General features: G+C 70.7%; 11 protein-coding genes and 1 pseudogene. 8 read left to right on the forward strand and 4 right to left on the reverse strand.

Going from position 1 to position 10,807, the window contains the following annotated elements; genetic code table 11:
* Positions 1-324: 324 nt before the first annotated feature.
* Positions 325-642 (forward strand): annotated as a pseudogene (locus V7050_RS12875) (transposase); the annotation flags it as partial.
* An 82-nt stretch (positions 643-724) separates the two neighbouring features.
* Here V7050_RS12875 and V7050_RS12880 read toward each other — a convergent pair.
* A complete protein-coding gene (locus tag V7050_RS12880; protein ID WP_324368534.1) occupies positions 725-1,036 on the reverse strand; it encodes an SHOCT domain-containing protein in 312 nt (103 codons plus the stop codon).
* A gap of 13 nt (positions 1,037-1,049) precedes the next feature.
* The gene (locus tag V7050_RS12885) at positions 1,050-1,487 is read right to left on the reverse strand and encodes a DUF6325 family protein (RefSeq protein ID WP_324368532.1); all 438 of its coding nucleotides are present in this window, start codon (positions 1,485-1,487) and stop codon (positions 1,050-1,052) included.
* A gap of 676 nt (positions 1,488-2,163) precedes the next feature.
* Here V7050_RS12885 and V7050_RS12890 point away from each other — a divergent pair.
* The 5 genes from V7050_RS12890 to V7050_RS12910 all read left to right on the forward strand — a co-directional run bounded on the left by V7050_RS12890 (position 2,164) and on the right by V7050_RS12910 (position 6,169).
* Complete coding sequence (locus V7050_RS12890) at positions 2,164-2,424, forward strand: hypothetical protein (protein WP_324368530.1); 261 nt, start codon at positions 2,164-2,166, stop codon at positions 2,422-2,424.
* A gap of 22 nt (positions 2,425-2,446) precedes the next feature.
* Positions 2,447-3,556 (forward strand): AI-2E family transporter, encoded by a 1,110-nt coding sequence (locus V7050_RS12895; RefSeq protein ID WP_324368528.1) that lies wholly within the window; start codon positions 2,447-2,449, stop codon positions 3,554-3,556.
* 227 nt (positions 3,557-3,783) lie between these two features.
* Positions 3,784-4,089, forward strand: coding sequence for a hypothetical protein (locus V7050_RS12900; RefSeq protein ID WP_324368526.1), 306 nt, complete (start codon positions 3,784-3,786; stop codon positions 4,087-4,089).
* Between the two features lie 107 nt (positions 4,090-4,196).
* Entirely contained in the window at positions 4,197-5,051 is an 855-nt protein-coding gene (locus V7050_RS12905) for a D-amino-acid transaminase (protein ID WP_324368524.1), read from the forward strand.
* Complete coding sequence (locus V7050_RS12910; protein ID WP_324368522.1) at positions 5,051-6,169, forward strand: AI-2E family transporter; 1,119 nt, start codon at positions 5,051-5,053, stop codon at positions 6,167-6,169. The genes V7050_RS12905 and V7050_RS12910 overlap by 1 nt, the downstream gene beginning before the upstream one ends.
* Positions 6,170-6,238: 69 nt before the next feature.
* Here V7050_RS12910 and V7050_RS12915 read toward each other — a convergent pair whose 3' ends face one another.
* Both V7050_RS12915 and V7050_RS12920 read right to left on the reverse strand, forming a co-directional pair.
* On the reverse strand, positions 6,239-7,273 hold the full coding sequence (locus V7050_RS12915) for an MBL fold metallo-hydrolase (protein WP_324368520.1): 1,035 nt from the start codon (positions 7,271-7,273) through the stop codon (positions 6,239-6,241).
* 58 nt (positions 7,274-7,331) lie between these two features.
* Complete coding sequence (locus V7050_RS12920) at positions 7,332-9,020, reverse strand: acyl-CoA dehydrogenase family protein (RefSeq protein ID WP_324368518.1); 1,689 nt, start codon at positions 9,018-9,020, stop codon at positions 7,332-7,334.
* Between the two features lie 172 nt (positions 9,021-9,192).
* Between V7050_RS12920 and V7050_RS12925 the strand changes: the two genes are divergently transcribed.
* Together V7050_RS12925 and V7050_RS12930 are read left to right on the forward strand one after the other, a co-directional pair.
* Entirely contained in the window at positions 9,193-9,972 is a 780-nt protein-coding gene (locus V7050_RS12925) for a sulfite exporter TauE/SafE family protein (RefSeq protein ID WP_324368517.1), read from the forward strand.
* Between the two features lie 85 nt (positions 9,973-10,057).
* A partial coding sequence (locus V7050_RS12930; RefSeq protein WP_324410628.1) for an ArnT family glycosyltransferase occupies positions 10,058-10,807 on the forward strand: 750 nt, incomplete at its 3' end.

Here is a 10,807-nt window from a genome sequence, read left to right on the forward strand (position 1 = left end):
GAGTGGCACCGAATTCCTTCAAGAGCGCCCAAAAACCCGAGAGTCGTGTAGTGTGTGCGGGGACGCCTTCGTGGGCTGCCGAGGCCGGGCCTTCGGACAGGGAGACGGCCGCGCCCCGCGCGGCCCGCGGAGCAGGCCCCTGGGCCGAGAAGGCGAGGCGCCGGTGGCGCCTCGCCCGGTCCGGTCGCCCGGAGGCGCAAGCCGCAGGGCGAGGGAGGGGCAGGTGATGTACTGGGTCTTCTGCAAAAGCGCTGAGTGGGGCGCGGCGGTCATGGCACGCTGGTGATGTTTGACGTCACCGGGCCCGTAGGAGGGGCGAGTGCCATGACCGGGAAACAGGGTACGACCAGCGTGATCGACGTGAAAGCGTTGCTGGAAGGGGATGGGGACTATCTGCGCGCGATGGTGCGGGCGGTGGTCGAGGCGACGCTGGAGGCGGAGATGACCGATGCGATCGGCGCCGCGAAGGGCGAGCGGAGCGAGGGGCGGCGCGGCTACCGGGCGGGTTCCTACCCGCGCACGCTGGTCACCCGGGTCGGCAAGCTGGAGCTGCGCGTGCCGAAGGATCGCGACGGCCGCTTCTCGACCGAGCTCGTCGCCCGCTACCAGCGCTCGGAGCAGGCGCTCGTGGCGAGCCTGTCGCGGCGAGCAATGGATCCGGGATGGCGCCGGTCCGTCGTGCCGGGGTCCCGGAGGAGGTGGCCGGCCGTCCCGCGGTCGGGCCCTATGCGAGGATGCGTGCCTTCTGCTCGGCGAATTCCTCGGCGGTCAGGACGCCTGCGCCGTGCAGCTCGGCAAGTTTCTGCAGCCTGGCGATGTCCCCGTCGGACAGGCCGCCCGCAGCCGGCGCCGCCGATGCCGCGCCGGGATCCGCGGTCGCGGCGGCGATGGGCGCGGCCGGCTGTGGGGCCGTGGCCTGCCGGGCGGCGACCTTGCCGGAGACCGCCGTGGCGGTGGCCGATATCACGGCGGTGCGGGCGGCGGTCTGGGCCGCGCGGCCGATCAGGCTGGGCCGTCCGCTTCTGGACCGAAACATGGTCTCCCCTTTCTCAGCTGGATGCGGTCGAGGCGAGCGAGGCGCGCGCCTGCTCGACAACCGCGTGGGGGATGCGCTCCGAGAGGACCAGCCGGCCGCCGGCCGCGCGCACGGCCGAGCCGAATCGGGTGGCCCAGAGATGCTCGACGAGCATGGCCAGCGCGGTGCTGTCAGGCGCGAGCTCATTCCCCAGTTCCTCGAGGTCGGCCTCCGACAGCAGGCCGGGCACCGAGCCCGGAAGCTTTGCAAAGGCCGCCGCCATTTCCGGGCCGAGCTCCTCCGTCTCGCGGATGCAGACCACGCCATTCGGGTCCCTGGAGACGACGGCGAGGTCGACGATCCGAATCATCCCGGTCTCGAGCAGGTCCACGAGGGCCGGTGCGGTGTCGCCGGCGAGGCGGGTCCCGTCGAATCCCAGAACGATGTATTCAATGGGGCCGAGATCGGCCATCACCCTGCTCCCCCGGTTCGATCGCGTCCTGATAGCCCGCAGAGAGGGCTGCCACAAGCGGTCCGAGCTGCGCGTGGAACGGCCGTCGGTCATCAGGAAGAACCGAAGCCTCACCGGCGGGCCGGACGTCCGGTGGTCGCCGGGCCTCGGCAACGGGGCGACGCTTGCCGATGCGCTGGACGCGTGCGTGGGGAGCAGTCCAACGGTCGGTCCGGTTGAACGGATCGGATGGCGACCGACCTGAACCGGCACTTGTGAGACGGCCCGTCTCGCGCCTGTCCGAAGCGTTCATCGCGCTGTAGCAAGAAACCAAGCAGCAACAACAATCGACGCCATGTCCCGCTGCGGGACGCCTCCAAGGCCCGCGCGGCGGGAGCGCGGGGCCGGTCGCCGCGCCGGAGCGGGTTCGAAGTCGGCGGGCCGGGTCGATCGGGCAGTGGTCGTGGCGGCTCGAAGGGAAGGCCTTGCCCGAGTTCCGCTTGGACCATAACAAGGTCGGGGATGAGGCCGTGAAACCGGGGGCAATCCCGGCAGGCCGCTTGGGGGCGGAATACCGGACCGGCCGATCCGGTCATCGTCGGCGCGTTCGACCGAAGTCCTGGAGGTCGTCGCCCTCCCTGGGGGAAGCGCCTGGTACCGGCGATCCGGGATATGGTCGAGTGAAGAGGAGAAACCAGTGACCGATACCGCTTCCCTCGACGCTGCCGCCGCAGCGATGCGCGGCGCGATGCTTCAGACCGTGCGCCCCTCGGCGACCTGGGGCCGGGTGCTGGCCAGCGGCGTCCTCGGCGCGCTGATCGCCGTCTGGCGGCTGATGGGTGCGGGCATGAGCCTGCTGCTGTTCGGCATCTTCATCGGGATCCAGCGGATCGCCGAAGGCGTGGCGATCGCGAGGATGGCCTGGTCCGTCCGACGCGAGACGCCTGCGGCGGCCTGATGTCGCTGGGCGCCCCATCGGAATGACCGGAGATGCCGAGAGCCCGGGCGCGGAAGGCGTCACGACGGCGGGCTCCGGTGGCCCGCTCCTGAGAGCGTTCCTCATGCTCGGGAGCGTGCTCTTTGCAGCGCTCATTCTTCGTCTGGGCCGCGATCTGCTGGCGCCGGCGGCCACGGCGGTCTTCGTCTGGTTCGTGCTCAACGCGATGGCGGACGCCACCCGCGGCCTGCCGGGTGTCGGCGCCCGGCTCCCGCGCTGGGCCACCTTCGCGTTGCCGCTGGCGCTGCTGCTGATGCTGGCGTGGTTCGCCGTCGACGCCACGGTGGCCATGCGGGCGTCGATCGGCGCGGGGGCGGGCGGTTTCGGGGTTGCGTTCGAGCCGCTCGTCGCGTGGATCGCCGATCTCGCGGGGGCGGAGCAGGCGGCGGTCCTTGATGCCATCTCGGGCAGGCTCGGCCTCGAGACGCTGCTCGTGCGGATCGCGGCGGGAGCGGCGGAACTCGTCTCCACCTCCGGCATCGTGCTGATCTATGTCGCATTCCTTCTGGCGGACCAGGCGTTCTTCGGCGACAAGCTCGACATCGTGCTGCGCCATCCCGCACGTCGCGCCGCCGTCAGGGCGCTGCTGAAGCGCGTCGGCGACGGCATTCGTCGCTACATGTTCGTGCTGAGCCTCGCGAGCCTCATGACGGCGACGGCGAGCTACGGCGTGATGCGGCTGGTGGGGCTCGACAACGCCGGCTTCTGGGCGGTCGTGATCTTCCTGCTCAACTTCATCCCGACCATCGGGTCGATCCTGGGGACGATCGTGCCGACGCTGATCGCGCTGCTTCAGTTCCAGGCGCCTGAGCCGGCGTTTGTCGTCCTCCTCGGCGTCGGCGCGTTCCAGGTCGTGATCGGCAACCTGCTGCTGCCGCGGATGTCCGGCGAGGTTCTGAACATCTCGCTCTTCGTCACCATCTTCGCGCTCTTCGCCTGGGGCGCGCTCTGGGGGGCAACCGGGATGTTCCTCGCCATCCCCATGACCGCGGCCCTGATCATCGTGCTCGCCGAGTTCGAGGCGACACGGCCCGCCGCCGTCCTGCTGTCGCGCACCGGCGACGTCTTGCGGCCCGGGGCCGACGCCGGCTGAGAGAGTGCCGCCAGGGTCCGCGGCAGCACATCGGGACAAGCGGCCGCGGTTCGGAACGGCGCTCTGCACGTGGCTCTGCTCGCCGACAATCCGAGGACAATTGCGGCTTGATCGTGCCTTCGAGAAGGGGGCGGATTTTCGCCTTAGGCGGAGCCTCCAATTCGTGCTATGGGCTAAGCCGTGGAAATGGCGTGACGATTTCTCGCCGCGGCGAATGAGTGGTGTCGATGGACGAATATTCGGTTGCCGGGGCGACGGGTGAGCGATTCGCGCCGCCGCGCGGGAGCGGTCCCGCGCTCTGGCTCGAGGTCGGGGCGCGGCGCTTCCCGATCGTCGATCTCGATCGCGACAGCTGCCTGATCGACGCCTCGCCGACCGCGGCGCTGCGGGGCAATGCGGCGATCTTCGAGGGCGAGGAGCAGCTCGCCCAATGCCTGATCATGGTCGCGGCCCCGGAAGGGCGCGGCCAGCGGCTGATCTTCAAGCGGCGCACCGAGGTGTGCGCGATGCCCGCGGTCGATTTCGAGCTCTGACGCCCGCGCCGCGATCCGGCGCGGCGGGGCTCTGGACGCGCCGCGTCGCATGGCGCAGGATCGCCGGCGGCGCGCGAAGGGCGCGGCCGGGGGTTCCGGGAGGCAGCATGGGCCGCACCGTCTATGTGAACGGCGAATTCGTGCCGGAGGGAGAGGCGCGGATCAGCGTCTTCGACCGGGGCTTTCTCTTCGCCGACGGCATCTATGAGGTCACCTCGGTGCTCGAGGGCAGGCTCATCGACTTCCCGGGGCATCTGCGCCGCATGCACCGCTCGCTGGGCGAGCTCGACATGCCGGCGCCGCTCGGCGACGCGGAGCTCGAAGCGCTGCATCGCGCGCTGGTGGCCCGGAACGGGCTCGAGGAGGGCCTCGTCTATCTCCAGATCACCCGCGGCGCGGCCGACCGCGACTTCGCCTGGCCGGCCGAGCCCGAGCCGAGCCTGGTGATGTTCACCCAGGCCCGCGGCCTCGAGGATTCGCTCGCGGGGCGCGAGGGGATCCGGGTCATCGGCGTGCCCGACTTCCGCTGGGGCCGCCGCGACATCAAGACGGTGCAGCTGCTCGCCCCCTCCATGTGCAAGATGATGGCGCGGCGTGCCGGCAAGGACGACGCCTGGATGATCGAGGACGGCCTGGTGACCGAGGGCACCTCGAACAATGCCTGGATCGTCACGGGCGACGGCGCGCTCGTCACCCGCGACCTCTCGAACGCGATCCTGCACGGCATCACCCGTGCCGCCGTGCTCGCCTATGCGCGCGAGGCGCAGATGCGCGTGGAGGAGCGCGCCTTCTCCCTCGACGAGGCCAAGGCGGCCGCGGAGGCCTTCGTCACCGCCGCCTCCTCCTTCGTGACGCCCGTGGTCGAGATCGACGGAACCGCGATCGGTTCCGGAACGCCCGGGCCCGTCACCCGCCGGCTCCGCGAGATCTATCTCTCCGAGAGCCGCAGACAGGCGATCTGATGTCCGGCGAGGCGCCGGACCGGCCGCATCCGGCCGGCGGTGCCGCGCCGCGCTGGGCGGTCATCGGCATCTTCCTCATCCTGCTGATCCACACGCTGGCCTATGCGCGGGCCTTCCTGATGCCGCTGGTGCTGGCGGTGCTGCTGGCGCTGGTGTTCAGCCCGCTGCGCCGCATGCTGGAACGCGCGGGCCTGGGATCGGGGCCGGCGGCCTTGCTGATCGTCGGCGCGCTGCTCGCGGGGCTGGTCGCCGGGATCGCCACGCTGGCGGCCCCTGCGAGCGAATGGATCGACCAGGCCCCGCAGATCGGCCGGCAGATCGAGGAGCGGATGCGTGAGCTTCGCGGCGCGGCGGAAGGCATGCGCGAGGCGGCCGAGCAGGTGGATTCGATCGCCAAGGCCGGGGAGACGCCCAGCGATCCCGAGGTGCAGAAGGTGGTGGTAGAGAACTCGGGCCTCGCCGCCGATCTCGCGCTCTTCGCGCCGGGCATCCTCGCGCAGATCGCCTTCACCTTGATCCTGCTCTTCTTCCTGCTCGCCTCCGGCGACATGTTCTACGAGAAGCTCGTCTATGCGATGCCGACCTTCGGCGACAAGCGCCGCGCCATCCGCATCGCCCACGACATCGAGCGCAAGCTCTCGCGCTATCTCTTCACCATCACCCTGATCAACGTCCTGCTCGGCATCGCCATCGGCGGCGCGATGTGGGCGCTCGGCATGCCCAACCCGCTGCTCTTCGCGGTCATCGGCAGCCTGCTGAACTACATCCCCTTCCTCGGCTCGATGATCGGGGTGCTGATCGCGGTGATCGTGGGCATGATCAGCCTCGACAGTGCCGGCGAGGCGCTGATGGCGGGCGGCGCCTATTTCGTCCTGACCGCGGTGGAAGGCCAGCTGATCACCCCCTGGTTCGTGGGCCGCAGCCTGCAGCTCAACACCGTGGTGGTCTTCGTCTCGGTGACGCTCTGGGCCTGGCTCTGGTCGGTGACCGGCATGCTGCTGGCCACGCCGCTGCTGGTGATGATCCGCACGCTCTGCGAGCATATCCCGGCGCTCGAGAGCTTCGGCAACTTCCTCTCCGCCCGCGGCGTCGAACGGCCGCCCGGGGAGGAGCGATAGCAACGGCCCTCGCCGTCGACTCTCGGTATAGGAGCCACGGGCGTCGGTCGGGCGGAAGGGCGGCACAGATCAGGCGACCGGCTCGACCGCGCCGCCGGCGGCGCGCCAGGCGCGGAAGCCGCCGGGGATATGGGCGACGTTGCGCAGGCCCAGCTCGCCGGCGATCTCCACGGCCAGGGTCGAGCGCTCGCCCACGGCGCAATAGAGCAGGATCCGGCTCGACCGGGCGATCCCGGCCAGCGGTCCGGCGCTGCCGCAATACTGGTCGAACCGCCCGTAGGGCGCGTGGATCGAGCCCGGGATCGCGCCGTCGCGGTGCCGCTCGCCCTCCTCGCGCAGATCGACGAGCTGGATGTCCCCGGCCGGCCAGGCGGCCAGCAATTCGTCCACCTCGATGGCGGGAACCCGGTGCTGGGCGGCGAGCCGCAGGCCGAGCCTGAGGTTCTCCGGCACCGCCACGTCCATCATCGCCGGGTTGGCGAGCTTGAGGTTGTTCATGATCTCGGCATATTCCTCGGCCGAGCGCACCTGGAGCCGGGGGTTGAAGGCGCGTTCCTCCTCGATGGTCGAGACCGTGTCGCCCTTGTAGTCATGGGCCGGGTAGACCAGCGTCCGGTCGGGCAGCTTCAAGAGCCGGTCGAAGAGCGAATGGTACTGGTCGTAGGGGTCGCCGTTCTGGAAATCCGTGCGGCCGGTGCCGCGGATCAGGAGCGTATCGCCGGTGAAGACCCTGTCCTCCATCAGGAAGCTGTAGCTCTCGGAGGTATGGCCGGGGGTGTGGAGCGCGGTGAGGCTCAGCCCCTCGATGGTCAGGGCGTCGTTGTCGCGTACCCGGAGCGAGACCACGTCCGCAGGCGATTGCTCGCCCATGACGGTGGTGCAGCGGGTCGCGTCGCGCAGGCGGCCCATGGCGCTGATATGGTCGGCGTGGATATGGGTGTCCACCACCTTGACCAGCCGAAGGTCGAGCTCCTCCAGCAGCTTGAGATAGCGCTCGGTCTGCTCGAAGACCGGGTCGATCAGCAACGCCTCGCCGCCGTGCCGGCTGGCGAGCAGGTAAGTGTAGGTGCAGGACGTCCTGTCGAAGAGCTGCCTGAAGAGCATGTCGGCCTCCGGTCGGAAGCCGCCAGTCTAGCATATCCCGCGTCGGGGCGCCGAGGGATCAGGCGTCGGGCGATTCCAGCAGGCGGCGGGCGATCACCTGGGCCTGGATCTCGGCGGCACCCTCGAAGATCGACAGGATCCGCGCGTCGCAGAGCACCCGGCTGATGGGATATTCCAGCGCGAAGCCGTTGCCGCCGTGGATCTGCAGCCCGTTGTCGGCGGCGGCCCAGGCGACGCGCGCGGCCAGCAGCTTGGCCATGCCGGCCTCGAGGTCGCAGCGCCTTCCCCCGTCCTTCTCGCGCGCGGCGTGATAGGTCAGCTGGCGGGCGATCATGATCTCCACCGCCATCATCGCGAGCTTGCCGTGGACCCGCGGGAAGGCGATCAGCGGCTTGCCGAACTGCTTGCGGTCGCGCGCATAGGCCAGCGCCAGTTCCAGCGCCGATTGCGCCACGCCGATGGCGCGGGCGGCGGTCTGGATGCGCGCGCTCTCGAAGGTGCGCATCAGCTGCCGGAACCCCTGGCCCTCGATGCCGCCGAGCAGTCCCGAGGCCGGCACCCGGAAGCCGTCGAAACCGAGCTCGTATTCCTTCATGCCGCGGTAGCCGAGCACCTCGATCTCGCCACCGGTCATGCCGGAGGCGGGGAAGGGGTCGGTCGCGGTTCCGCGCGGCTTGGGCGCGATCAGCATCGAGAGGCCGGTGTGGTCGGAGGTCGCGGGGTCGGTGCGCACCAGCATGGTCATCACGTCGGCGCGGGCGGCGTGCGTGATCCAGGTCTTGTTGCCGGTGACGACGTAATCCTCGCCGTCGCGGGCGGCGCGGCTGCGCAGGGATCCGAGGTCGGAGCCGGTGTCGGGCTCGGTGAAGACGGCGGTGGGCAGGACCTCGGCCGAGGCGATCTTCGGCAGCCATTCCGCCTTCTGCGCCTCGGTACCGCCGCCGAGGATCAGTTCGGCCGCGATCTCGGAGCGGGTGCCGAGCGAGCCGACGCCGATATAGCCGCGGCTGAGTTCCTCGGAGACGACGCACATGGCGGTCTTCGACATGCCCGCGCCGCCGTATTCCTCGGGGATCGTCAGGCCGAAGACGCCGAGCTCGCCCATCTCGGTGACGATCTCGATCGGGATCAGCTCGTCGCGCAGGTGCCAGCCATGGGCGTGGGGGACGACCTTCTCCTCGGCGAAGCGGCGGAACATGTCGCGGACCATCTCGTCCTCGTCGCCGAGGCCGGTGGCGCCGAAGCTGGCGGCCCCCTCCCGGGCCTCCATCAGCGCGACGAGCCGCGCCCGGGCCGCGTCGGAATTGCCGGTGCGCATCAGCCCGGCAACCGCCGGCGGCGGCAGGAGATCTTCCGCATCGAGGCCGAGGTCGGCGGGGCGGGCGATCTCGCCCTGGGACATGGGGATGCCGCCGGCGATCTGGGCGAGATACTCCCCGAAGCCGATCTGCAGGATCAGCTGCTCCATCTCGCCGAACCGGTCCTCCGCCGCGAGCCGCTCGGCCCAGCCCTGGAGCTGGACGAGACCCTCGGCACAGGTGGCGAGCCAGGCCAGCGCATGGGCCGCGCTCTGATGCGCCTCGAGCGCCGCGCCGGATACCCGACCGCCACCGCCGAGGCGGGCGCGGAGCCGCGACCGCGCCAGGTCGAGCAGGGCGCGGCCGTGCCCGCAGGCCTGCCGCGTCGTGTCGAGAAGCCCCGGGAGGAGGGGCCCCTCGGGAATGGCGGCTCGTTCGGCCTGGATCATGGGTCTGCCTCGCGCCCTGGCGACGCTGCCGCTTGTGCAGCGCGGAATCGAATGTTGCGACTGCTCAGAGGCTAGGGCCGTTGCGGCCGGGGGTCAATCGCCCGGCGCGCCGGCGGCTTGCACAGGGGCGGCGGCCCTGTCATGAGCGGCCGGCGGCGCGGAAAGGCGGAACATGGCGGGTCTTGGCGGTTTCGTGGCCGAATTCGGCTGGCTGGCCGTGCTCGGGGCGGTGCTGGGGTTTCTGACGGGGGGCTTCGTCAAGGGGGTCGTCGGCTTCGCCCTGCCGATGGTCGCCCTGAGCGTCAACGGATCCTTCCTGCCCTACGAGGTGGCGGTCGCGCTGCTGATCGTGCCGACCCTGGTCTCCAACACCTTCCAGTCGCTGCGCAACGGCGCCATGGCCGCCTGGGGCAGTCTCAAGGAGTTCTGGCGGCTGAACCTGGTTCTGGTCGTGACGATCGGCATTTCGGCGCAGCTGGTGGTGCGGCTGCCGGAGGCCTGGCTCTTCGGGGTGCTCGGGGTCTTCATCACCGCCTTCGGGCTGAGCCAGCTCGGGGGGCTGCGGCTGCGCTTCTCGGGGCGGAACCGGGGCCGGGTGGAGACGGCCGTGGCGCTGGTCGGCGGGGTCTTCGGCGGCCTCTCGGGCATCTGGGGGCCGCCGGTGGTGATGTATCTGCTGGCCTCCGGGGTGCCCAAGGTCGCCATGGTGCGGGCGCAGTCCCTGAGCTTCCTGCTCGGCTCGATCGTGCTGATCGGCGCGCATCTTCGCTCCGGGGTGCTGAACGCGCAGACCCTGCCGGCATCGGCCTGGCTGGTGCTGCCGACCATGGCGGCGATGTTCGCCGGCTACCTGGTGCAGGATCGGCTGGACCAGGAGAAGTTCCGCAAGGCTACGCTGGCGGTGCTGATCATCGCCGGTCTGAACCTGCTGCGCCGCGCCGTATTCGGCTGAGCGCGGCGCTTGCCCTCGCCCGGGCTTTGCGCAATGCAGCACCGGGCGGCTTGCGGCCGCCGCGCAGAGGGACCGGGGTGGCAGCATGATCCTCGAACGGGCCGGCACGGCCATCGCGATGGCCGCCTTCGGGTTGGTTTCCCTCGCCGGCATCTGGATGCGGCCGCTGCTGCCGGTGGACGAGACGCGCTATCTCGCCGTCGCCTGGGAGATGCATCTCGGCGGCGACTGGCTGGTGCCGCATCTCAACGGCGCGATCTATTCCCACAAGCCGCCGCTGCTCTTCTGGCTGATCGACCTGACCTGGGCGGCCTTCGGCGTGTCGGAGACCGCCGCGCGGCTGGTCGGGCCCGCCTTCGGCATGGCGACCATCGCGGGCACCGCGGTCCTCGCGCGGCGGCTCTGGCCGGGCGAGCCGGGGATCGGCGGCCGGGCGGCGCTGGTGCTGGCGGGCTTCGGTTTCTTCGCGATCTACGCCGGGCTGACGATGTTCGACGGGCTGCTGGCCTTCGCGGTGCTGCTCGGGGTGCTGGTGCTGGTCGTCTCGGGCGGGTCGCGGCGCGGCTGGATCGGCTTCGGCGCTGCTCTGGCGCTGGGCGGCTTCGCCAAGGGTCCGGTGATCCTGGTGCATCTGCTGCCGGTGGCGCTCTCCATGCCTCTCTGGGCCGGGACGCGGCCGGGGCCGATGCTGGGCGGGCTCGGCCACTCGCTCGCGGTCGGGCTCCTGCTGATCGGGCTCTGGCTGGTGCCGGCGCTGCTGGCCGGCGGAGCGGAATACCGCGAGGCGGTGCTCTGGACCCAGAGCGCGGGCCGGATCTCCGGCTCCTTCGGGCAC

The organism is Amaricoccus sp., assembly GCF_036846665.1.
GTDB lineage: Bacteria > Pseudomonadota > Alphaproteobacteria > Rhodobacterales > Rhodobacteraceae > Amaricoccus.